At 68.1% G+C, this 21,978-nt stretch carries 26 protein-coding genes, 1 other RNA gene and 2 pseudogenes; 10 read left to right on the plus strand and 19 right to left on the minus strand.

Annotation, left to right across the window (positions count from 1 at the left end; genetic code table 11):
• Positions 1-91: 91 nt before the first annotated feature.
• Entirely contained in the window at positions 92-1,276 is a 1,185-nt protein-coding gene (locus LGR69_RS19930) for a flagellin N-terminal helical domain-containing protein (protein ID WP_230367115.1), read from the minus strand.
• Between the two features lie 165 nt (positions 1,277-1,441).
• On the opposite strand from LGR69_RS19930, the gene LGR69_RS19935 reads away from it, so the two are divergent.
• Complete coding sequence (locus LGR69_RS19935; RefSeq protein ID WP_230367116.1) at positions 1,442-1,846, plus strand: flagellar biosynthesis repressor FlbT; 405 nt, start codon at positions 1,442-1,444, stop codon at positions 1,844-1,846.
• A 491-nt stretch (positions 1,847-2,337) separates the two neighbouring features.
• Here LGR69_RS19935 and LGR69_RS19940 read toward each other — a convergent pair.
• The 3 genes and pseudogenes from LGR69_RS19940 to ssrA all read right to left on the minus strand — a co-directional run bounded on the left by LGR69_RS19940 (position 2,338) and on the right by ssrA (position 5,191).
• A pseudogene (locus LGR69_RS19940) lies at positions 2,338-3,501 on the minus strand (IS3 family transposase).
• A gap of 62 nt (positions 3,502-3,563) precedes the next feature.
• Positions 3,564-4,375 (minus strand): annotated as a pseudogene (locus LGR69_RS19945) (IS3 family transposase); the annotation flags it as partial.
• Between the two features lie 646 nt (positions 4,376-5,021).
• Positions 5,022-5,191, minus strand: a transfer-messenger RNA (tmRNA) gene (gene ssrA, locus LGR69_RS32330).
• Positions 5,192-5,540: 349 nt separating this feature from the next.
• Here ssrA and LGR69_RS19955 point away from each other — a divergent pair.
• Positions 5,541-7,160, plus strand: a complete 1,620-nt coding sequence (locus tag LGR69_RS19955) for a methyl-accepting chemotaxis protein (RefSeq protein WP_230367117.1) — start codon at positions 5,541-5,543, stop codon at positions 7,158-7,160.
• A gap of 283 nt (positions 7,161-7,443) precedes the next feature.
• On the opposite strand, the gene LGR69_RS19960 is transcribed toward LGR69_RS19955, so the two are convergent.
• Complete coding sequence (locus tag LGR69_RS19960) at positions 7,444-8,277, minus strand: outer membrane protein (RefSeq protein ID WP_147957816.1); 834 nt, start codon at positions 8,275-8,277, stop codon at positions 7,444-7,446.
• Between the two features lie 422 nt (positions 8,278-8,699).
• On the opposite strand from LGR69_RS19960, the gene LGR69_RS19965 reads away from it, so the two are divergent.
• Both LGR69_RS19965 and LGR69_RS19970 read left to right on the plus strand, forming a co-directional pair.
• Positions 8,700-8,864 carry a hypothetical protein gene (locus LGR69_RS19965; RefSeq protein ID WP_230367118.1) on the plus strand — a complete coding sequence of 55 codons (165 nt, stop codon included), beginning with the start codon at positions 8,700-8,702 and terminating at the stop codon, positions 8,862-8,864.
• Between the two features lie 399 nt (positions 8,865-9,263).
• Complete coding sequence (locus tag LGR69_RS19970) at positions 9,264-9,551, plus strand: hypothetical protein (protein WP_091865615.1); 288 nt, start codon at positions 9,264-9,266, stop codon at positions 9,549-9,551.
• 13 nt (positions 9,552-9,564) lie between these two features.
• On the opposite strand, the gene LGR69_RS19975 is transcribed toward LGR69_RS19970, so the two are convergent.
• Entirely contained in the window at positions 9,565-10,008 is a 444-nt protein-coding gene (locus LGR69_RS19975; RefSeq protein WP_091865612.1) for a DMT family transporter, read from the minus strand.
• Between the two features lie 128 nt (positions 10,009-10,136).
• Positions 10,137-10,358 (minus strand): DUF6894 family protein, encoded by a 222-nt coding sequence (locus LGR69_RS19980; RefSeq protein ID WP_230367119.1) that lies wholly within the window; start codon positions 10,356-10,358, stop codon positions 10,137-10,139.
• Between the two features lie 550 nt (positions 10,359-10,908).
• Between LGR69_RS19980 and LGR69_RS19985 the strand changes: the two genes are divergently transcribed.
• Positions 10,909-11,166 carry a hypothetical protein gene (locus LGR69_RS19985; RefSeq protein ID WP_007558185.1) on the plus strand — a complete coding sequence of 86 codons (258 nt, stop codon included), beginning with the start codon at positions 10,909-10,911 and terminating at the stop codon, positions 11,164-11,166.
• Between the two features lie 36 nt (positions 11,167-11,202).
• Here the strand turns inward: LGR69_RS19985 and LGR69_RS19990 are convergent, their stop codons facing one another.
• The 7 genes from LGR69_RS19990 to LGR69_RS20020 form a co-directional block, all read right to left on the minus strand.
• Complete coding sequence (locus LGR69_RS19990; RefSeq protein WP_230367120.1) at positions 11,203-11,505, minus strand: hypothetical protein; 303 nt, start codon at positions 11,503-11,505, stop codon at positions 11,203-11,205.
• A 103-nt stretch (positions 11,506-11,608) separates the two neighbouring features.
• A complete protein-coding gene (locus tag LGR69_RS19995) occupies positions 11,609-11,770 on the minus strand; it encodes a hypothetical protein (RefSeq protein WP_230367121.1) in 162 nt (53 codons plus the stop codon).
• Between the two features lie 20 nt (positions 11,771-11,790).
• Entirely contained in the window at positions 11,791-12,234 is a 444-nt protein-coding gene (locus LGR69_RS20000) for a DMT family transporter (protein WP_007558189.1), read from the minus strand.
• A gap of 189 nt (positions 12,235-12,423) precedes the next feature.
• Positions 12,424-12,714: a hypothetical protein gene (locus LGR69_RS20005; RefSeq protein ID WP_230367122.1), complete on the minus strand. Its 291-nt coding sequence runs from the start codon at positions 12,712-12,714 to the stop codon at positions 12,424-12,426.
• 228 nt (positions 12,715-12,942) lie between these two features.
• Positions 12,943-13,365 (minus strand): hypothetical protein, encoded by a 423-nt coding sequence (locus LGR69_RS20010; protein ID WP_230367123.1) that lies wholly within the window; start codon positions 13,363-13,365, stop codon positions 12,943-12,945.
• Positions 13,362-13,757, minus strand: coding sequence for a phage holin family protein (locus LGR69_RS20015; RefSeq protein WP_007558192.1), 396 nt, complete (start codon positions 13,755-13,757; stop codon positions 13,362-13,364). Before LGR69_RS20015 ends, LGR69_RS20010 begins: the two co-directional genes overlap by 4 nt.
• 126 nt (positions 13,758-13,883) lie before the next feature.
• Entirely contained in the window at positions 13,884-14,327 is a 444-nt protein-coding gene (locus tag LGR69_RS20020; RefSeq protein WP_091864396.1) for a hypothetical protein, read from the minus strand.
• Positions 14,328-14,582: 255 nt separating this feature from the next.
• On the opposite strand from LGR69_RS20020, the gene LGR69_RS20025 reads away from it, so the two are divergent.
• Together LGR69_RS20025 and LGR69_RS20030 are read left to right on the plus strand one after the other, a co-directional pair.
• Positions 14,583-15,092, plus strand: coding sequence for a hypothetical protein (locus LGR69_RS20025; RefSeq protein ID WP_091864395.1), 510 nt, complete (start codon positions 14,583-14,585; stop codon positions 15,090-15,092).
• On the plus strand, positions 15,089-15,529 hold the full coding sequence (locus tag LGR69_RS20030; protein ID WP_230367124.1) for a hypothetical protein: 441 nt from the start codon (positions 15,089-15,091) through the stop codon (positions 15,527-15,529). Before LGR69_RS20025 ends, LGR69_RS20030 begins: the two co-directional genes overlap by 4 nt.
• A gap of 13 nt (positions 15,530-15,542) precedes the next feature.
• Here the strand turns inward: LGR69_RS20030 and LGR69_RS20035 are convergent, their stop codons facing one another.
• The 3 genes from LGR69_RS20035 to LGR69_RS20045 form a co-directional block, all read right to left on the minus strand.
• Positions 15,543-15,797 carry a hypothetical protein gene (locus LGR69_RS20035; RefSeq protein ID WP_230367125.1) on the minus strand — a complete coding sequence of 85 codons (255 nt, stop codon included), beginning with the start codon at positions 15,795-15,797 and terminating at the stop codon, positions 15,543-15,545.
• Positions 15,798-15,835: 38 nt separating this feature from the next.
• Complete coding sequence (locus tag LGR69_RS20040) at positions 15,836-16,150, minus strand: hypothetical protein (protein WP_230367126.1); 315 nt, start codon at positions 16,148-16,150, stop codon at positions 15,836-15,838.
• Positions 16,151-16,425: 275 nt separating this feature from the next.
• Positions 16,426-16,740: a GCG_CRPN prefix-to-repeats domain-containing protein gene (locus tag LGR69_RS20045; RefSeq protein WP_200905711.1), complete on the minus strand. Its 315-nt coding sequence runs from the start codon at positions 16,738-16,740 to the stop codon at positions 16,426-16,428.
• Positions 16,741-17,094: 354 nt separating this feature from the next.
• Between LGR69_RS20045 and LGR69_RS20050 the strand changes: the two genes are divergently transcribed.
• A complete protein-coding gene (locus LGR69_RS20050; RefSeq protein ID WP_122159933.1) occupies positions 17,095-17,277 on the plus strand; it encodes a hypothetical protein in 183 nt (60 codons plus the stop codon).
• Between the two features lie 14 nt (positions 17,278-17,291).
• On the opposite strand, the gene LGR69_RS20055 is transcribed toward LGR69_RS20050, so the two are convergent.
• Positions 17,292-17,957 (minus strand): hypothetical protein, encoded by a 666-nt coding sequence (locus tag LGR69_RS20055; protein ID WP_230367127.1) that lies wholly within the window; start codon positions 17,955-17,957, stop codon positions 17,292-17,294.
• Between the two features lie 168 nt (positions 17,958-18,125).
• Between LGR69_RS20055 and LGR69_RS20060 the strand changes: the two genes are divergently transcribed.
• Together LGR69_RS20060 and LGR69_RS20065 are read left to right on the plus strand one after the other, a co-directional pair.
• The gene (locus tag LGR69_RS20060) at positions 18,126-18,905 is read left to right on the plus strand and encodes an SDR family oxidoreductase (protein WP_230367128.1); all 780 of its coding nucleotides are present in this window, start codon (positions 18,126-18,128) and stop codon (positions 18,903-18,905) included.
• 984 nt (positions 18,906-19,889) lie between these two features.
• A complete protein-coding gene (locus LGR69_RS20065) occupies positions 19,890-20,678 on the plus strand; it encodes a class II aldolase/adducin family protein (protein WP_230367129.1) in 789 nt (262 codons plus the stop codon).
• Positions 20,679-20,961: 283 nt separating this feature from the next.
• Here the strand turns inward: LGR69_RS20065 and LGR69_RS20070 are convergent, their stop codons facing one another.
• Complete coding sequence (locus LGR69_RS20070; protein WP_230367130.1) at positions 20,962-21,861, minus strand: LysR family transcriptional regulator; 900 nt, start codon at positions 21,859-21,861, stop codon at positions 20,962-20,964.
• Positions 21,862-21,978 lie beyond the last annotated feature (117 nt).

The raw sequence follows: 21,978 nt of genomic DNA on the forward strand, positions 1-21,978 counted from the left end.
AGGATCAAGAGGCGATACACCTGATCGGACAATCCAAACGCGAACGGCCGAGGTGATGCCCCGGCCGCTGCGACGACGATGTAGCTGACGCTTAGCGCAGCAGCTGCAGGATGCCCTGCTGGGCCTGGTTCGCCAGCGACAGGGCCGAGATGCCCAGCGACTGACGGGTGGACAGGGCCTGCGAGTTCGCAGCCTCCTGGTTGAGGTCGGCCGCCGTCAGGTTCGACGAGCCGGTATCGAGCACGTTGATCAGGTTCTTGCTGAAGTCCTGACGGTTCTGCACTACCGACAGGTTCGAACCGAAGGTCGAAGCGTCGGTCCGCAGCTGGCTCGATGCGGTCGTGAGCTTGTTCAGGGTCGTGTTGATGTCGGCGTTGAGCAGGAAGTTGCCCTGGCCGACCGTCGATGTCTTCGCCGAAGTCCCGGTAATCGACGTCAAGCCGAGGCCGGCCGAGGTCTCGTCAGTCGCGGTGACCGTGAGGTTCGAGTTGCCCTTCGGATTGAAGTTGATCGTCAGGTTGTTGTTGTCGCCCTTGCCGTTGATCAGGTTCGTGCCGTTGAAGCTCGAATCGCCGGCGAGCTGATCGATCTGGGTCAGCAGGCTGTTGTACTGCGAGGCGAGCGTCGCGCGGGCCGTGACGCCCGACACGCTCAGGTCCGAGCTCTGACCGACTGCGGTGGTGGTGCCGTAGGTCGGGCCCGACCCCGAACCGGACGCAAAGCCCAATTTCGTTTGGTCGCCCGCAGATGCAAACTCCACGTCCGAGGACGCGTTCATCACAATCTTGGTCCCGTCAGTGCTCTTGGTGAAGCTGCCGGCACCGACAACGGCGTTAAGCTTCGTCAGAGCTCCGTCGAGCGTGTCCGTCGTTGCCAGTGCGACGCTTGTAGCTACACCGTTGACGAACAGGTTAACCGTGCTGGCGGATGCAGCACTGTAGGCGGTCGAGGCGGTGCCGGTGGTGGTGATCTGCGTGGACAGCGCCTGGTTGGCAACCGACTTGGCCTGATCGACCAGCTTCTGGATCGAGGTGATGCCCTGGTTGGCGGCCTGGATCGACTGGATCCCGTTCGAGATACCGTCGAGCAGGTTGCCGAGGTCGCCGGACCGCTGGCTGAGAGCTTGCGAGGTGAAGAAGCTCACCGGGTTGTCGAGCGCCGACGAGACCTTCAGGCCGGTGGAGAGCCGGTTCTGGGTGGTCGCGGTCAGCGAAGCCGTATCCTGCAGCGAGAGCAGGTTCTGGCGGGTAGCGGCAGTGAGGGTGACACCGGACATAGGAGCAGTCCTTTTGGGCGCTTTAAACCGCCGTATTGGCGGCCCCCACGATCTACGCCCCAGGTCGTTGCCGACATCTTAAGTCGATCCACGAAACGATGCAGCCGTTAGAAGATCGTTAATGCTTCATGTTCAAAACCCCCCAAATTAAGAGGACATCGAATAATGGGTCTGCGCCTCACGCTAAAGCCATTCGAGCGGCTGATCATCAACGGCGCAGCAATTCGCAATGGTGACCGTCCCGTATCCTTCCTGATCGAAAACCAATGCAAATTCTTGCGTGAAAGCGAGATCATGCATGAGAGCGGTGCAGATACAGGCTGCAAAAAGCTTTGCGTCACACTGCAGGTTTTGTATCTTGCGGAGGTCCCTGCGGCGGCAATCGAATTATTCTATGCTCAAGCTCGCGACCTGCTGGCTATGGAACCAAGTTATGCTCCATACCTTTCAAAGATACAGAACGAGGTCGAGGCGGAGCAATACTACAAGGCTGTTAAGCTGGGCCGCGAGCTCATCGCATACGAACGTAATTTTCTAGACCCACATTCTTTAAAGGCTCATGCAATCTGATCGGAGATTGCTCTCATTAGCGTTTCATACACATAGACCAGCGCTTAAGCGCAGGGCCCACCGAACAGGTCACCGATCGCCTTTCGCCTGAACGGCGTGGGCCAACGCCAGCGCTAATGCTCTGGTCGGTCGTGGATCGTGTGGCAGCGCTGGTAGAATGACCCTGATCCACCTAACTTGGCGAAGAGCCACTTTTCAGGGGGCAGGCCACTTTGCCGCCTTGGTATGTCGGCCCGAGACGACCGCTTCTGTGTGGACTTCGGTTGGCCCATTCGGTCGGTGGGTGACAGGCCTGCCTCATGCCAGTTTAGGGCGGAAGGGGAGGACCAGACCTTCCGGACGCAAGCTCGTGATGAGGATCCGCGCGAGTTCCGATTGTCCGAACGGCTTGGTCAGTCGCGGGACCGGAACCAACTTGTTCTCAGGCAGCTCGGCATAGCCGCTGGCGAGGATTGACCTGACCGGTATTTTGGACCGAGCCGATTGAGAGGCTACTGCATGGTCGCGGCCATGGGTAGCCGGAAGGCCAGACCCGGGTAGCTGACATTCGCGGGCGGCCGATAGCCCAGCGACGAATGCGGTCGGATGCAGTTGTACGTGGTTTGCCATAGCCCGATGACGATCTGCGCCTCCTTCAGCGAGTAGAAGATCTCCTGGCGTAGGCACTCGTCCCGAAGTTTGCCGTTGAAGCTCTCACAGTACCCGTTCTCCCACGGCGATCCTGGCGCGATGTACTGGATCCGTGGCCCCGTCTTGGCGACCCACTTGCGCAGCGCCTTCGAGATCATCTCAGGGCCATTGTCGCAGCGGATGTGCTCGGGGATGCCGTGCAGGCACATGGCATCGGCCAGCGCCTCGATCACGCCGACGCTGTTGATACGCCGTGCCACCTTCAGCGCCAGGCACGCCCGGCTATGCTCGTCGATCAGCGTCAGGATGCGTAGGCTTCGGCCGTCGTGGGTCTGAGCCTGCACGAAGTCGAAGCTCCACACATGGTTGCGGTGGAGCGGTCGTAGCCGCACGCATGAGCCGTCGTTCAGCCATAGGCGGCTGCGGGGTCTCTGTCGGCTAGGGACTTTGAGCCCCTCGCGACGCCAGATGCCCTCATGGTGAGCCTGTCGAACCATGAACCCGGTCCTTGCCCACTTGCCAGCCGGCTGCCTGCAGCAGCGCGGTGACGCGGCGGTAGCCGTAGCGCCCGTACTCGGACGCCAGGGCGATGATGGCACGGGTCAGCTCATCCTCGTCGGCCGGCACGGTGGGCACATAGCGCTGTGTACCCCGATGCTGGCCGACGATCCGGCAGGCATGACGCTCCGAGAGACCATACTTCTCCCGAATGACGTCGACCGCCTGCCTGCGTCGCTCGGGGGCTACAAGTTTCCCGAGGCGACGTCCGCCAGAACTTGTTTCTCCAAGGACAAGTCGGCTACCAGCCGCCGCAACCGAGCGTTCTCGCGCTCCAGATCCTTCATCTTCCGCGCCTGATCGACTTGTAGGCCGCCATACTCCTTGCGCCAGCGATAGTAGCTCTGCTCGGAGATCTCGGCCTCCTTGCAGGCGAGGGCCAAACTCTTGCCCTGGGCTGTCTGCACCTCAATCTGGCGCAGCTTCAGCACGACCTGCTCCGCACCCGTCTTCTGACCTCGCCGCATGTCCGACTCCTCTGGTCCTGGCTGATCCTCTCAATCAGCCCGGTCCAAAGCCAGCCGGTCAGGTCATCGACCCGCAGGCTTTTCGGTCGACCTCGCAGCCTGACCAAGGCGTCGAGCGCCTCGGTCACCTGGAAGGCGCGGAAGTTGGCTCTCGGCGTGAGTGAGAGCGCCTCTCGCGTATGGCAATCGACGACGGTCAGGATCCGGAACGGACGCCCGTCGAACAGGCGGTCGGACATGAAGTCCATGGCCCAGACCTCGTTGGGTCCACCGATGGCCGGCCGCCCTTGCCGGTAGCGCCAGGCCCGTTTGCGCTTGGGCAGCTTGGGCCGGATAGACAGTCCCTCGTCACGGTAGATCCGGTAGGTGCGCTTGTGGTTCACCTCCCAGCCTTCCCGTCGCAACAGGATGTGCAGCCGCCGGTAGCCGTAGCGCACTCGCGCGGCAGCCAACTCCTTCAGCCGCATGCGCAGCGCTACTTGAGGGTCCGAGCGCTTCCTGTAGCGCTGCGACGAACGACCGAAGCCGGTGGCCTGGCAGGCCCGACGCTCGCTGATGCCGTAGGCCGCCTGCAGGTGGCCGGCGACCTCACGGCGAGCGGCGGGCCTCACCACTTTCGCTTGAGCACATCCTGCAACATGGAGCGGTCCAGCGTCAGGTCGGCCACCAATCGTTTGAGCTTGCTGTTCTCGTCCTCCAGCTGCTTCAGCCGCCGGATCTCCGGCACGCCCATGCCGACGAACTGCTTCTTCCTGCGGTAGAACGTCGGCTCGGACACACCCATCTTCCGGCAGACCTCGTCCACCGTCGCGCCGTTCTCCGCCTGCCGCAAGGCGAAGGCGATCTGTTCGTTCGTGAAGCGTTTGCGAGGCATGGCATCCACCCTCCTTCAGGGTTCAGGATGCCCGAAAAACTTGCGCTCAGCGCGGACCAGTTTGGTGGGTCAGGGTCAATTCGAGACCAGCCGCGTTTGCAGGACCTGCACGACGATGTCGCTCGCGGCAGCAGGAGGGGCAGCCCCTGTCGGCAACCCGCCGGGACGTCGCGTTCACCACGGGGACGAGCGCCATGAAATCTTCCCCGGTACCCGCCCACCGGAGCGTCCGCACCATCGCATGCCGGAGGCTTCTTCGAGAAGCCTCCGGGGCGAACCGGTACTCGTCGCTGAGGACACGGAGGGCATCTCCGTCGCCAGTCGGACGAAGCGGGCTCCCGGCAGCAGATGCAAAGGTGCTTGAACGGAGAAGGCCGACATGAGTCGACCGCCCACGGGATCGCCGCGGACCGTTGTCCAGATTCATATCATCGGAAAAGGTGGGCCCCGGGGCCGAAGCCCCGGGTTCTGTTTCTACGGCTGCCCTGCCGCAAGATGCTTACGCCGCGAGGCGGGCATCCATGACAACGTTATCGTTGGCATTTAGAGTTTTGGTCAGGTGCCCGGAACAGGGGTTGCCTGCGCCGAACCGGTCGAGTCCTTACCGAAAGTCGCATCTTATCCTGCCGAAACAGGGTAGAACTCGCGATCCCTTTACCGTCCAGTCGAACCTAACTTCGCCCCCATCAGAAACACCCTGGCTGCAGACAATAAACACATTATAGTCTGCCAAGACCCCTGCGTTATCAGGGACAGGATGCTTCTGGTGGAGGCGCCGGGTACCGCCCCCGGGTCCTGAAACGTTATTACGAACCGGTCATCAACCTCACACGCATCATACCGCGTGTGAGGCCGAAGGTCCACAGGCCCCTGAAGGTTCGGGAATCCGGGCGATGCGCGGTCGTTGCGGACCGGGGATGACCGCCGTCGCGCTCGCCGTAGCTCCAAATCCCTCTCGAACCCGAGTTGCAACCGCACCCGCGATGCAGGGCCTGCCCGTGCACACCCGACGCAGCGAGGGCGAGAACCCGCGGATCGCCGGGCCGGACCTATTCCATCGGCATACGGCTCGCACCAGCCTGGTTTGGGCGCTATGGGCTTACGCCGCCTTCTGTTGCCGCAGCCGCGCGAGGCCGTGCGCCAGTCGGGTTAGGAAAAGCCGAACATGCCGAACACGTTGGGTCTCAATCGCACCCTCGGGAGCGCCATGGGCGTCATCGCGCTGGTGTCGGTGCTCAGCAGCGGGGCGGTCCTGCTGACCCGCAGCCAATTGCAGGACGCGAACGACGCTCTGAGTCGCTCGAATCAAACGATCCGCAGCCTCGACGCATTCCGCAATGCCATGCTCAACCAAGAAACGGGGCTGCGTGGCTACCTGATATCCGGCCGAGAGGGCAGCCTGGAACCCTACCGCCAGGGACAACCGGCCCTGGACGCAGCGATCGACCGCCTCAGAAACCTGATCGGCACCGATGCCGCCGCGTCGCGCCTGCTGGCCGATGCCGTGACGGCGGCCCGCACTTGGCAGGCCGATATCGGCCAGGCAGTTATCCGAGGCACGGCTGACCCGGCGACCCGACCCGAGGCGGTGCGTATCGAGTCCGAGGGCACCGGCAAGCAGCTGTTCGACACGCTGCGTGACAAGCTTGCCGCCATCGAGAGCCTGGAGGAGGCCCATCGGGCGATGCTGAGCCAGCGGGCGTCCCAGGCCGAACGCAACGAGACCCTGGCTCTGTGGGGTGGCACCCTGCTCACGCTGCTGATCTGCGCCGGGATCGCGGTGGCCATCAACCGCCTGATCGTCCGCCCGCTCGGAGACGTGATGGCGTTCGTCGAGCGGGTCGGTGCGGGGGATCTGTCGGGCCGGCTGCATTCCGGCGGGCGCCACGAGATCGCGCGCCTCGGGCGCACGCTCGACGCGATGGTGGACGGCCTGTCCGATCTCGCCCGGACGAACCGCGCCGCCACCGCCGACCTCAACGCCGCCGCCGCCGAGATCCGCGCCTCGGCGCAGCAGCAGGCGGCCTCGGTGGAGGAGCAATTCGCCGCCGTCCAGGAGACCGCCGCCACGGTGGACGAGATCACCCATTCCGGCGCGCAGATCGGCAAGCGCGCCACCGAGGTGATCGCCACCGCCCAGGCCACCGCCCAGACCTCCCGCCAGGGTTTGCGCGCGGTGTCCGACACCGCCAAGGCCATGGACGCGATCCGCGAGCAGGCGGAGGCCGTGGCCGGCAACATCGTCAGCCTGTCGGAGAAGACCCAGACGATCGGCGACATCATCGAGACGGTCAACGACATCTCGGAGCGCACGCATCTTCTGGCGCTCAACGCCGCCATCGAGGCGGCCGCGGCCGGCGAGAGCGGGCGCAGCTTCGCGGTGGTGGCCTCGGAGATGAAGCTTCTGGCCGACCAGGCCAAGGCGGCCACGGGGCAGGTCCGGGGGATTCTGGGTGAGATCCAGCGGGGCATCAACACCTCGGTGATGCTCACCGAGGAGGCGGTGAAGCGGGCGGCGGCCGGCAAGACGCGCTCGGACACGACCCAGCGGACGATCGAGGAGATCACGGCGCGGGTCGAGGAGAACGTCCAGACCTTCCAGCAGATCGTGGCCTCGACCAACCAGCAGCAGCTCGGGATCGAGCAGGTGATGGGGGCGCTGCAGAACATCCGCCAGGCCAGCCAGCAGACGGCGGCCGGCACCCGCGAGGTCGAGGCGGCCTCGGCCAACCTCACCGAACTCGCCCAGGCCCTCATGGCCCTGGCCGAACGCTACCGGCACTGAGGGGGCTGCGGATCGGGCGATCCGGGCGGTGCGAGGCCCCGGGACAGGCGCTGCCTGCGCGTCGCGGCCGAACATCGCCACGAGCTCCGCGGGGAGCTGTTAGGGGGGCCGCCCGGGATAGGCTGGTTGTGCCACCGGCAAACGAAAAACCCCAGAAGCGCATGCTTCTGGGGTAGGGCGGACCTTGCGATCGGCCTGGTGAGACCGGCCTGTCAGAATGCGCGAGCGCGTTCCTCGCCGTCCCTGACCGGGCCCGGCCCGAAGGCCGGGCGGGTGTTGGGTCTTAGTACGAGCCGAACTTGTAGTTCAGGCCGGCGCGGACGACGGCGAACTCGTCGTCGCGGCGACCGATGGCGCTGTAGGCGACCGGGACGAGGTTGGCGGCGTTGACCACCAGGGCGCCCTGGTTGCGGTTGCCGCGCTCGAGGTTGACGTACAGGCCTTCGATCTTGAACGTCACGGCCGACGAGCGGAAGAAGTTCAGGAACGACTCGGTGGGGAGGGCGAACTCGACGCCGCCGCCGACGGCGTAGCCGGTGCGGAAGCTGTCGTTGCCGGCATAGCCGCCGAAGGAGCGGTCAGCGCTGCCCGAGCCGTAGGCGAAGCCGCCGGTGCCGTACACGAGGGTGCGGTCGAAGGCGTAGCCGAGGCGGCCGCGCACAGTGCCGAAGTAGTCGAGGCTCGACAGGCCGCGCGGGTCGGTGACGTAGTAGCCCGGGGCGACGGCGCCGTTCACGAACGCGTTGTTCCGGCTGCGGCCGAAGTCGAGGTACTGGGCGTCGGCCTCGATGCCGACCACCACGCCCGAGCCCGGGGTGAACTGGACGTTGTAGCCGATCTGGGCGCCGCCGGAGAAACCGTCCTGGCTGCGGTTGCGGAACGTGGCGGTGGTGCCGGGGACGGCAAACGGAGCCGGGACGCCGAAGGTGGAGTTGTTGGAGCGGCTGCTGGCGTCGAAGGCGTAGCCGGCGTTGAAACCGGCGTAGAAGCCGGTCCAGGTGAACACGGGCACCGGGGTGAAGACGGGCGGCGGGGCAGCGCGACGCGGCAGGTCGGCGGCGGCAGCGGCGCCGGTCAGGGCGGTGAAGGCGGCCAGGGAGGCGAGAAGCTTGGTCATGTGTGCGGCAATCCAGGGCGTGAAATCTGACACCATGACTACCAATTCGTCGGCGAGAAAGCTGTAGTTTTACGGACACACCGCCCGGTCACGACGCGGGCCGCCATAGTAAACCTTCGGTAAATATCTGCCCCGCGACGGACATGCCTGGGAGATACTGACCCGAGCGCGACAACTCTGCAGCCGGGCATCGGTTGCGGCGGCGCGTGTGATTGAAGCGCCGGTGTTGCCGAAGGGCGACAGCGCGCGTCATCAGCCAGGTCCTGCTGACCTGTGCGCGGGGCGCGAACCCGGCTCCTCGCCGCGCCCGCCGGCGCCCGATGCGATCGGTAGCGTTCGCATTCCGTACTCACTGTGACCCAGGAGCGGCAGCTGATCGTCGAGGCCTCTGCTAGACAGGCCGACGTCTCTGGATACCGCTTATGTCCAATCGACTGATCCTTCGTCGCGCCGTCCTGGTTCTGGGGCTGATGGGTATCTTGTTGGCCCTAGCGGACGTCGTCGCCCGCCGGGAGCTGACGCGGGCGGCCGACATTTCCTTCGCACGCGGCGGGTCGATCGCGCAGACGGCCGAGGCCCGCGAGTAGCCCGTCCGACCGAGCGCAGGGCGCCCGATCATCGGGCGATCGGTTGAACTGCCGAGACAAAAAAGGCCACCCCCGAGGGGGCGGCCCGAAGTCTTGGGAGGAGACACCCTTGGGAAGGGTGGCGAGACCGCGACGCCGTCGCGATCGCGCGCCACGGACTTCAGAGCGAGGCCTGCGGCGGGCAACCACTCGCAGGATGTCGGCGGGGCATAAGTGTCGCTCTTTTCGCCCTCAGGTGCACTTCCACACCATGGCTTGGCGGTCCGCAGCCGAGCGATCGCCGGTGCAGCCCCCCCCCCCGCAGAACCAAGCCTCCTGCTTGGCCGTTGAGGATTGCGAGCCCGGCTGAGGTGCGGTCGGCCCCGCGCTTGTCCGCTCCAACCCGGTTGCGAGTCTGTCATGAGCCGCCCGCGCCACGTCGGTCTGCCCTGGTACGCCGAGGAGCAGTACGAGGCCCTTCGCGCCAGCCTCCCCGACGGGGCGAAGCTGCCGCCTCGCTACGAGACCTGGCGGATCGCCACGGAGCAGATGGAGCGCGAGGTGCAGCGCAGCGGCGTCGCGGTCGTGCGCGTGCCGATCGAGGTCGCGGCATTCACGGCGTGGTGCGCCCGCACCGGCGCGCCGGGCGACGGTTCCGGACGCGCCCGATACGCGGCCGAAATCCTCGCGGGAACCGACCCGGCGTGAGATCGGCCGGCGATCAGAACAGGGCGACCAAGGCCACGCCAGCGGTCATCAGGACGGCCCCGAGGATCCGCCACAGGCTGGCCGGGTGCACGGCGAAGCCGACCCATCCGTAATTGTCGAGCACGATCGACGCGCCCACGCCCACCGTGACGATGATGCCGAGGAACGACGCGGCGCCGATGGACGGTGACGCGTAGAGCTGGGCGAGGATCAGCAGGACGCTGAGGAAGCCGCCGAGCCAGGCCCACCAGGGCACCTGCACCAATTGTTGCCCGCTCGGCATCTCGAGCTTGCCGAGCGCCAGGCCGCCCACGAGAAGGGCGGCCGTGCTGACGAGCAGAGTCAGCAGCGCGGCCGTGATCGGCAAGCCGAGGGATTTCGACAGCGTCGCGTTCTGGCCGGGCTGGATGGCGTTCGCCAAGCCGGCGAGGATCGTGAGTCCGTAAAGATACCACATGCTCCGCTAGCACCTGAGCAGGCGGCCAAGCTCCCACGGTCGGCCGCGCAGTTTTGACGCGCCCCAGCGGCGGGCAGGCACGGTCCCCGGCGCAGGACGTCCGCTCGGCTCGATCGTTCGGCCGGACCCTATGGCCTGATCGGAAGGCGTCCGACCAGGGAGCCGGACGCATCCCGCACGATCAAGGTCCAGGTTTCGTCGGGATTGGCGGCGGTCAACTCGGCGGCCATCTCCCGGATCACGCTCCGGGCCTCGTCCAGGGCCTGTTCCACGCTGGCTGCCTCGACACCTTCCTCGTCTCGGATCGACGCCTCGCCGTTCTCGATGTCGAAGTAGAAGCGTTCAGCCACCGAGCACGTCTCCCTGATCGGACCCCGCGAGCGGGTCTATGCATTCGGCCACGTCGTGCGGAACAGCACAGCAGCATTCAGAAACAACGATAAACCTTAAAATATCTCAAACCTGAATTGGCTGGCCGAGTTGCAATTATGTCGAGATTTTGGCGATGCGATCCATTAAAGCTACTGGCGATCGCCTTCCGAACCAAGGCCCTAAGGCCCGCTGAGGTGGCGCTCCTTTCTTGGGGCACTTGCCATGTCGACGTGTGATAAGCCGGACTCTGCCAAGAGCTCCGGAGCAATATCCGATAGTAAAGACAAGCTGCGCAACCACATCCGGCGCGTCCTGCTGTGTATCGTGGTGCGACCGACCCAGAAATAACCGGCGCTCCATCGCGTGTATCGTAATCCGTCGGTCGGCAAATGACTTCGGGCGGCTGAGATGGCAGCGGGCCGGTCGGTCTTGCCGCGACGCTTTGCAGCATAACCTGCACGTCAATCATCGACCCGCTGTGGCGCGCCTGCGCTGGCGCGCTGGGCCGCCCGACGGCATCGTCGCGTCATGGTAAAGCCCGGCCCCCCGACCTGCGAAGTCTCCGTCGAGGGGGCCTGGGTGGCCATGACGGCCGACGAGGCGCAGGCCCGCCATCGCGATGCGCTCAAGCGCTGCCCGGCCTGCTTCGGACGCCTGATGATCCAGGGCGGCTACACCGCGGTGCGACGCACATCGCTGTCCCATTTCCGCGTGCACGACGGCTGCCCGCTGATCCCGCGCCACTACAAGGGCGAACCGCGCCGCCACCCGGCGGCGATCGGGTAATCTAATCCGGATCGCCTCCGGTGAAGGCTGAAACGCTCAGCGCTGCACCGCCTCGATATCGTCCTCGAAGATCGAATCGGGTTGGCAGGCGTGCCACTCCTTCTTCTCGTCGCTCTGCCCTTTGCGGCCCCAGCAATAGCCGGCCTGGGCCAAGCGTCCGCTCAGGCGGTCGCGCAGCCGGCACTGCTCCCGGATGATGGCGGGATCGCCCCCGCTCTCGCAGGCCAGGGCGGCCTTCGCCTCCGCGGTCAGCAATTCGGCGACCGTCGGCAGCGATTGCTGCGCGAGCGCCCCACCGGCAGCGACGATGAAGGGGAGGGCGGCGAGGGCGAGGCGCATGGGGGCAGAGGAACCGTAGGGGCGGGCGTGTCGAGGCGGTGGATGCCGCGGGCCGGACCTGCGCGCGATCGGGCGCAGGTCCGAAGCGTCGTTCCGGCGCGCCTCAGCGCCCCCGAAGGAAAAAGAACCAGATCAGGATGAGGACGGGAATCGGCACCCCAATCAGCCACAGCAAACCACCCGTCAGCATCGCGTTCTCCTTGTGCGTCTCAGGAGCAACCCCGCGCCGGGGGGCCTGTTCCGGGGTGTCGGCGTGGCCGATCAACCGGAGGATGCGCTGCCCGCTCAGAACGCGGCGACCAGCGCCACGCCGGCGACCATCAGGAGCCCGCCGAGGATCCGCCAGAGGCTGGCGGCATGCCGATCGAAGCCGACCCAGCCGAAATGGTCGAGCACGATCGAGGTGACCACACCCGAGGTGACCAAGAGGCCGAGGAACGGCGCGGCGCCGATCTGACGCGCCACGATGAACTGCGCCAGGATGATGCAACCGCCGAGGATCCCGCCGAACCACGCCCACCACGGCATCGCCAGCGCCTGGGCCGCCGTCGGCCATGTGAGCTTGCCGGAGAGCAGGCCGACCACGAGGATGCAGGTGGCGGTCCCGGCCGCCACCACCAGGCCGGCGGTCAACGACTCGGCCAGCCCCTTGGAGAGCGCCCCGTTCTGCCCCGCCTGAACGGCGTTGGCGACGCCGGCGAGAAGCACGAAGCCGTAGAGGTACCACATGGCTGGGCTCTCGATCTGTGACACCGGATGGTTGGGCCGGCCGGGACCGGGGCATCCCGTGGATGTCGACGGCGTGCGCGTCTCGCGCCCCGTCTGCGCGACGGGTGGAAGCCCCATCCGCAGGCAGCGCACGGAGGACCTCGTCACCTTGCGCCCGCCCGTCGCACGAGACGGCGCGCGACGCGCCCGTCAGCCCGCGGCGCCGTCCGGCTCCGATCCGACAGCGTTCATCCGCTCGGCCAATTCGTGGACGACTTCCTGGACGAGCGGCGGCCAGGGCACGTTGTTGTCCTGAAGGAGGCGGGCGGCACTCACCAGAGCGGTGAATTGTTCGCCCGAGATCGCGCGCCCCATGATCTGCGAGGCCAGCATCTGCTCCGCCAGAGCGGTTGCGAGGCGCAGGACCTCCGGCATCTTGGCCGCCAGGGGATCGACCTCCGCCGCGGTTTCGGTGTCGCCGTAGAGGTCCAGGTCGGTCATGTCAGGCCCCCTGCGCCGCCCGGATGCGCGCCGCCGAGGTGAATACCGGTCCGGGTGCGGACGTGTTCCCCGATCGTCTGCGATCCCCGCCCGATTTCATGACGATCGGGCGCGGATCGAAAGCTGATCGCGCTGAAGACCCAGCGAAGTCAGGTCGAAGGCCGGCACGCGCTCGGCCGACGACCGAAGGGAGCTCCACGCCCCGGCCGGCCAGGCGGCCGGGCCGCGCTATTTGGTGATCCGCACCGAGACGGGATCGCTGCCCGGAAAACTCTCCTCCAGGCCCTCGTCGAGCCGCGCCTGCATCCGGTCCGGCTGGTTCTCGGCCAGGCCCCGATCGTCCGCCGCCTGAGAGCCCCTGTAAGCGCCGACCGGGGTCAGGGCCGCGCGCAGGCGCGCCGAGCGGAACACGTCGTAGACCAGCAGGCCGACCCCGGCGGCGATCAGGAGCGCCGGCACGGGGTTGACGCGCATGTCGGCGACGAAGCGCTCGACCGCCTCGCCGGCGGCCTGTCCCGACCGTTTGAGGTCGGCGAGATCCCGGGGCACGCCTGGCCCCTGGAACCGGGCCTGCAGATCGCCCAGCGTGCGATCCAGGCGCCCGCGGCTCGCCTCCACATCCTGCTCGAGTTCGTCCGCTGAGTTGTTCATACGTCCCTGCGCTCCGTGAGAATCTGTGCGTCCTGCTTGATCTGCCGTCCCGTCCGGGTCGGCTCAAGACCTGAGAGCGACGCCTTGCTGCGTCCATACAGACCCAGCCCCAGGGCGAGCACCAGGAAGGTGCCGCCCACGATCAGGGCCGCGAGGGCATCCGACTGGACCAGGACGGCGATGCCCTTCACCAGGGCCAGCAGCAGGGTGAAGAGCCCGGTGATGGCCAGGACCGCCGCCGCGATGAGCAGGGTGAGACCGAGCGAGATCCGGTGGACGCCCTGGGCCATCTCGGCCCGGAACAGGGCCAGCTCATCCGCGACGAGGTCGCGCAACTCGCGAACCGCATCGCCGACGAGGGTCGGGATGCTGCGTATGCCGGGCTCGGCCATCCTGTCCTCCTCAAGCGCCCGTCGGCGCCGGGGTGGGCGGCCCGACGACGACAGCGCTTTCCATCATTTTGGGTCGGCGCCTCGCACCCGGATCCGGGGCGTGGCCCAGGGTCGTTGCCGAGCGCTCTAGATGTCCGGCGTCGGCAGGACGTCGACCGGCACCAAGGCCCGCGAGCGCGGCACCGGCCGGATTCCGGGCGCGTTGATGAGCCGGTAGAGCGCGAAGCCGGCCAGCATGGCGGCCGCCGCGGTCAGGGCCGGGCGGCGCCGGGCCGCGGCCTGGACCTCGTCGTACATCTCGCTGAACGAGCGGCGGCCGATGTCCGCGGCCAGCTCGTCGACGCCGAGGGCGGCCTGATCGAAGAAGGCTTTGAGCTGCGGCAGCCCGTCGAAGCTGGCGCCCGTACCCCGGATGGCGTCCCCGACATCCGAGACGACCCGCGCCGCGTCGGCCTTGCGCTTGCCGGTGTAGTCCTGCGCCTGCGCGCGCAGGGCGGCGGTAAACCCGCGCGCCGCGTCCTGGTCCGGACCGGAAGCGGCCGGGCCTCGATCCTGGGCACCGTTCCGCATCAGTTCGTTCCTCCAAGCCGATCCCGTCCTGTGAGGAACAGGAACCGCCCGATACAGTTCCGCCGCCCCGTGCCGGCGGCGGGTATCCCGATGTCGCGGACGGGGCCGGCCGGGCCCGTTCGGGCCGGCCGAATTCCAGCAACCGCGCAGCCCACGTTAACAAACCCCCACCGGGCGAACTTGATTTTCACCATTTGTTAATCAATGCAGACAGTTTAATCGCATCCCAGTCTACCATCAGGGAGAGGGCGCCCCGTGAGCGAGCTGCAGCGGCTTTTGAACGACCCGCGCTTCCGCGCCACCGACAAGCCGAAGCGCGAGCCGAATGCCGGGCCGGAGGCCAATCTCGGCAACGTCCTGCGGGTGGTCTCGTCGCTGAACGAGCAGGCCCCGCTGCCGACGCCGCAATCCGCGCCGCAGGATTGGGATGCGCTGATCCACCGGGTGCAGGCCGCTGCCCGCCAGGCCCGGGAGGTCGAGGCCCAGGCCCGCGAGCGCGAGGAGCGGATCGAGCACGTTCTGGAGAGGGTCCGCGACGACATCACGGCCTCGAACGAACGGGCCCGCATCGCCGAGGTTCAGGCGCGGGACGCGCAGGTCCGCGCGGAGGCGCAGGTCATGGCCGCCGAAGAGCGCGCGAAGGCGGCCGAGGCCCGCGCCCGGGCGGCGGAGGAGCGCGCCCGTCATGCCGAGGAATGGCTGGCCCGCGTCCAGGACGCGATCATGTCCGAGTTCTCCGGCCTGACCGATCAGGCCGCGGCATGAGCAGCCCGGCCCGCGCGACGGCAGCCCATCCGGAGAGCGACCCGGTGGACCGGGTGGTCGCGCTGTTCTCCGGCCCCGAGGCCCCGGCCGCCGAGGACGAGGATTGGTCGGCCTCCCTGCTGGCCGTCCGGGGCGTCGCCGCCCGGGTCCGCGAGATGCAGAAGCGCGCGCGGGACTCGGTCCGGGACGCGCAGCGCTCCGTCCGCGAGGCCGATGCGGCGGCGCGGGCGGCCGAGGACCGGGCCCGCCATGCCGAGGCGACGATGCGCGAGGCGGTCGCCCGCGCGGAGCGGGCCGAGGAGCAGGTCCGCTTGGCGGCCGAGCGCGCCGACCGGGCGGAAGCCCGCGCCACGGAGGCGCATATGTGGCTGCGGCGCATGCACGAATGCATGGTCAGCGAGTTCGGGGCGCTCGCCGTCGAGCCGACCCGGCCCTGACGGGAAGCCGGCCTCACGCGGCAGCGGGCGCCGCCACGACGTCGATCGCGTGCTGCGCCCAGGCATAGGGCTCGCTGTGGCCGTGATACACGGCGATCTCGAGCTGCAGGATGCGGACGCAATCCTCGGACAGGTCGCTCAGGATGTCGTAGCCCTCTTCGTCGACCGCAGAGCGGATCGAGACGAACGGCCGGTGCTCGTCGTACGAGACCAGCACTTCCTGCTCGGCATACGGATCGAGCGGGTTAATACAATAATGGGCCGGCATTCGCCTACGCTCCTGAGATGACGTCACGCCGGATGCCTCTACTTCCGGGTTGTAACAGCCCGATGAAGCGTGCCGAACGGCGCGTTCGATGGCGGCGGGGGCGGGCAGGGAGGCTGACAAGAGGGCTGGCAAGAGGGCTGGCAAGGGGGCGGGAACTCCGCCCGGAGCGCCGAGAGCGCGGCGCGGATCGCCATGCGCACCGAGCGCGGCGCATCCTGGGCCTGGGCGTGCAGCTGGAGCTGCTGCAACCCGTCCCGGAGCACCCGGCGTTCCGGATCACCGGGCAGGCCGTGATCCGCGGTGAGCAGGCTCAACAGCTGCCGGCCGAGCGGATCCGTAAAAAGGGTCGCCATGAAATCATCTCAACGCAGTACAGAGACGGGCAATTAGCGCTCTGTGCTATATCGATCGGTATAAACCGCTGATTGGCAACTCCATAGCCGGAATGATAGGCGTAGATTACTGACCTGCGTACCCCCCACGCAGGCCAGTACCGGCGGGGCGGGAGGGGGAGCCTTGCTCGCCCGCCTCGCCGGTACCCCCGCGCTCCGCAGGCCGGACCTGAAAAAGGCCGCCCCGGATGGGAGCGGCCCGAAGTCTCGGGGACCCGGCGCGGACGCAGCGTCTTCTAGCGGAACCCGCCGCCGGGCAGCCGGCCGTGATACGGCGTGTTGCGGCAATGGCCCCAGGGGCCGCGCCAATAACCGGGCGGGCAGCCGTTCCCGGCCCGGGCCTGATACCAGCCGCCGGGAAGCCGCCCGACATAGGGCGTATTCCGGCAATGGCCCCAGGGCCCCCGCCAGGCCCCGGGACCGCAACCGCCCGCCACCAGCGTGACGGACGGCCCGCCCCCGGGGTCGGCGAGGATCGGCATCGCGTTCGCGCTGGCGAGCGGCACCGCCGCCAGGGCGACGCCGACGAGGATGGCACGCAATCTGTTCATGGCTGCTCGACTCGACATCTCAATACCCGCCAATGGATATTGCAGCTCGACAACTTGGTCGAGGGGCGGAAGCTGCATGAATTCTTGGCCATGAAACCGAAAGGTTCTGGAAATCCCGACACTTTGACGAAAATCCGATCGGGCGTTTGTCGATCCCGTCCCAGGACCCATTTGAGAGGTGGGCTGTCCATCCGGTTGCTTGGCGCGCCCGACTGACGGCACCGAACGCCGTATCGAAGACAGGGACTGTGCGGGCCCTCGTCGCCGGGCCGCGGCCATCCGAGGACGGTTTTATCAGTCCGCCTCAAAACGACCCTTCATCTTAATGCGGCGAAAACACATTCTCGTCCATGAATGCTGCATTCGATCAACTCGAAACTGTCGATCGCGCAGGCCGCCGTGACCCTCAGCCTCGTTCTCAGCATCACCGCGCCGCTCCTGACCGGCGTCGCCGCCCTGCTCTGGGCCGGGTTCGTCGCCCCGTCCCTCGAGGAGCTGCCGGAAACGGCGGCGCCGCGCGACCTGCGCACCTGGTGAGCGCTGCGGGCCCCTCAGGGCATGCGGCGGATGTGGATGATGTTCTCCGGGGAGAGGTCCACCGCGAGGCTCCGGTGCGGTGCGATGGCGGCGGCCCGCACCCGGGCCGGCAATGCCGTGCGGTCGGCCGTGCCCGGGGCCGCCGCGGCCTGCCGGTTCGGCCAATCCTCGAGCCGCAGGGCCCGGGCCGGCTTCTGGTCGCTGCAGCCGTCGCAGACCGAGACCAGCCAGGATTGCCAGAGGCCGTCGGTCCTCTCCTGCGCCGAGCGCGCCCGCTCGCGATGCGCCGAGGCCAGGGGGAGGGTGTCGAGGTCGGATTGCTGCCGGGGCTCGGCCAGGGTCCGGAGCTCGTCGAGCTGGACGTCGCGCTTGGCCGGCGCCGGGCCGGCCTCGGGCAGGGAGCCGGTGCTGCCGGGATCCGGCCGGCAACCGATGCAGATCCGGGTGCTGATCGCGTCGTCCGCGGCCTGACGCGGCGTCCGGCGCTCGATCGGCCTGGTCGAGGCCGGGCTGGCGGCCCGGCTCGGCGGCTTGGTCTGTCCGAGGGCGGTGGTGTTGGGCGCCTTCTCGGCGGAGAGCGGATCGCCGCCCGTTCCGGTGACGGATGGCTGCGCCGCCGCCAGTCCAGCCGTTAGCGTGCACAGGATGAAGCCGAGAACGGGAGACTGGAATACGGTCATCGCCACCTCCATCCTCGGTCAATCAGGCCCATCGCATCGAGTTCAGTACTCCTTCCGGCTTATGACTGAGATCAGCGCCCGATCTTCGCACGTTGCGCGGATCGCGCCCCGGCGCGTTATCACGTGCACGGAGGCCCTTGCGGCGAGGGCCGGTTCTCGGAGGCATCCATGGATCTCGGATTGGGCGGGCGCCGGGCGCTCGTATGCGCGGCCAGCAAGGGGCTCGGCCGGGGCTGCGCCCTGGCGCTCGCCCGGGAGGGCGTCGCGGTGACGATCACGGCCCGCACCCGGGAGACCCTGGAGGCGACCGCCGAGGCCATCCGGCGCGAGACCGGCGCCGCGGTGACCGTGGTGGCCGGCGACATCGCCACCGAGGCCGGCCGGGAGGCCGCGCTCGCCGCCTGCCCGGAGCCCGACATCCTGGTGAACAATGCCGGCGGCCCGCCCCCGGGGGATTTTCGCGACTGGGACCGCGACGCCTGGATCCGGGCGCTCGACGCCAACATGCTGGCGCCGATCGCGCTCATCAAGGCGACGGTCGACGGCATGATCGGTCGGAACTTCGGCCGGATCGTCAACATCACCTCGGCGGCCGTGAAGGCGCCGATCGAGCATCTCGGCCTGTCGAACGGCGCCCGCTCGGGGCTGACCGGCTTCGTGGCCGGCCTCGCCCGCCAGACGGTGCGGCACAACGTGACGATCAACAACCTCCTGCCCGGCCCGTTCGACACCGACCGGATCCGCAGCAACGCCGCCGCCGGCGCCGCCAAGGCCGGCACCAGCGTGGAGGCGTTCCTCGAAGCCCGGGCCCGCGACAACCCCGCCGGCCGCTTCGGCCGCCCGGACGAGTTCGGCGCCGCCTGCGCGTTCCTGTGCAGCCAGCACGCCGGGTTCATCACCGGCCAGAACCTTCTGATGGACGGCGGGGCGTATCCCGGGACGTTCTGAGCGGGGGCGGCCGATCCCACCCGTCCCATCCATCCCCTCATCCTGAGGTGGCGGCGCGAAGCGTCGCCCTCGAAGGAGACCTCCAGCCGGCCGCGCGATCCCTGGAGGGCTCCTTCGAGGCTTCCGCTCCGCGAAAGCGCCTCAGGATGAGGGGGATGGTTTGGAGTTCCGGGGCCTCAAAGGCTTTCGACACGCGTCATCGGCCCCGCGCGGAAAACCGCCGGGCGCATGGCCCAAACACCCAGTCGCAACCGGGGTGACGCGGGACGCCGCGAAGCCCGAACGCAACGTTGCACAAAGAGCCGGCTTCCCGGCGTCCCGCGGATCGAAGGCGCCGCCGCCAAACGGCCGGCCGGGCCACCGCATCCGTCTTTTCGTCCGGTGTCCGTCACGCGGGAGCCCGCCTGCGCTAAGTTCCAGTCCCGAGGTGCTCATCGCCCCTCAGCGCTTCCGAGCGAGCCTTCGTCGCACGCCCCCTCGTAGTAGAGGGCGCCGCAGAACCGCCGCACCGCCCAGGACAGGGTCGCCGTCAGGCCTCTGAACGGCCATTGGCATTTCCTCCGCCGGCCGCCGCCCAGCCCGAGCCGGGGGGTGTCGTGCTCCCGCGCCCGGGCCTGCCGCAGCCGACGGCAGACGCAGGCACCGGCCCACCGCCGCCGACCCGGCGGCTGACCGGACCGGCGCCCCGAGACGTCTCACGACGCGTCGCGGCGGGCGAGAGACCATGAGCACAAAATAGGAACATTGTCAAGATGTGGCCGGGCCGAAGAAGGGGTTCCCAAAGGGCTGAGCCCTTTGGCGGGGTTCGGGGGCGGAGCCCACGATCATCGGGCGAAGCCCGACACCAGGGCTCCGCCCTGGACCCGCACAAGGTCCCGGACCTTGTGAATCCCGGACTCCATCGTCCGGCCCCGATCCATTGCCGCCCGGCGTCCCCTGGTGCACCCTGTCGGCGATCTCGCTCACCGAGCCAGGAGCCGTCGCATGATCGCAGCCGCCCATTCCAGCGCTCCGGACCGCGAGGCCGACCCGGACGCGATCCAGGCGATGCGCGTCGATCTGGCGGCGGCCTACCGGCTGATCCACCGGCTCGGCCTCGACGACAGCATCTACACCCACATCTCGGCGCGGCTGCCGGGGGAGGGCCACCGGTTCCTGATCAACCCCTACGGGATGCGCTTCGAGGAGGTGACGCCTCAGAACCTCGTCACCGTGGATATCGACGGGCGCGTGCTCGAGGATCCGATGGGGCTCGGCATCAACCCGGCCGGCTTCACGATCCACAGCGCCATCCACGCCGCGCGCCACGACGCGATCTGCGTGCTGCACACCCACACGGTCGCGGGGGTGGCGGTCTCGTGCCAGGAGGAGGGGCTGCTCGCCCTGAACCAGTGGTCGATGCAGTTCGCCGGCCGGCTCGCCTATCACGCCTATGAGGGGATCGCCCTCGACCTCGACGAGCGGGCGCGGCTGGTGGCCGATCTCGGCGACAAGCCGGTCATGGTCCTGCGCAACCACGGGCTGCTGACCTGCGGCCGCTCGGTCGGCGAGGCGTTCAAGCTGATGCACAACCTGGAGCGCTCGTGCCGGGCGCAGCTGGCGATCCAGGCCGCCGGCGCGCCGATCACCCGCCCCTCCGCCGCCATCGCCACCAAGACCGCCGGGCAATACGCAGCCGGCTACGATCGCATCGCCGTCCAGGGCGTCCCCGACAACGAGTGGGCGGCGTTCAAGCGGATGCTGGCCCGCACCGATCCCGATTTCGCGCAGTGAGCCGGCTCCAGATGGCGGGTGTTTCCGGCGCGGGGGGCGGGGACGCCGTCGTTCGTGACGGGGGCGGGTTACCTCCCGTGCGGTCTACGAGGTTCACACATCGGCGTGTGCAGGCCGCGTCGCGCCCCCTCTCCCGTTCGGGAGAGGGTTGGGGTGAGGGATGCGCCTTCTCCGGATAAACCTGATCCCTCACCCTGTCCCTCTCCCGCTCGGGAGAGGGGACCCGCGCCACATACGGCCTTGTCCGTATCCCGTAGCCCGCCGGTGAGTGGGGCAGGGCGCCTCACGGCTCCGGCCAGGCGGCGCTCGACCGGTAGGAGCGCTTCAGGAATTCGATGAAGGCCCGGGTCTTGGCCGGGACGAAGGCGCGGCTCGGATAGACCGCGTAGATGCCCGCCTGGGCCGCGGCCGTGTAGGCGGGCAGCACCACCTCCAGCAGGCCGCTGCGCAGCTCCGCGTGCACGTCCCAGGTGGAGCGCAAGGCGATGCCGAGGCCGCCGATCACCGCCTCACGCACCACCTCGTTGGAATGGGTGCGCAGCGGCCCGGCGGCGCTGACCGTGCAGGGCCCGTCCGGCCCGACCAGGCGCCAGGGGTTCTGGTTCTCGGTGGCCAGGCAGACATGGTTGCGCAGGTCGTCGGGGCCGGCGGGGCGCCCGGCCGCGTCGAGATAGCCGGGCCGCGCGCAGAGGACCCGGCGCACCGGGGCGAGGCGCACCGCGGTGAGCCCGGAACTCTCCAGGGTGCCGACCCGGATCGCGAGATCGTAGCCGCGCTCGACGATCGGCTCGAAATCGTCGCTGAGCTCGAGGTTCAGGACGAGGTCGGGATGGAGCGCGAAGAAGGCGCTCAGGTGCGGGACGATGTGCAGCCGGCCGAACGAGCTGGGCGCCGTGACCCGCAGGGTCCCCCGGGCCCGGGAGGCCCGCTGCGAGACCAGGGTCTCGGCCTCCACGATGGCGTCGACGATCGGGGCGATCCGCTGGAAGAATTCCTGGCCGACATCGGTGGGCGCCACCCGCCGCGTGGTCCGGTGCAGCAACCGCACCGCCAGCCGCTCCTCCAGCCGCTTCAGCCGCTTCGAGACCACCGCCACCGACAGGCCGAGCTCGGACCCGGCCTGGGTCAGGCTGCCGGCCCGGACCACCCGGGCGAAGATCTCCAGGTCGCTGTGGTCCTGCATGGGTGGTCGGACTTACATTCTCAACGGAGCGGAAAGAATCAAATCCCTTTTGGCGCCTTTTTCGCGCGAGCCAAGGGTTCTATCGCTGGGTCGTCAAAGATTCTTCACACGCCGCTC

Origin of the sequence: Methylobacterium brachiatum (assembly GCF_020523825.1) — a bacterium.
GTDB classification, from domain to species: Bacteria; Pseudomonadota; Alphaproteobacteria; order Rhizobiales; family Beijerinckiaceae; genus Methylobacterium; species Methylobacterium brachiatum.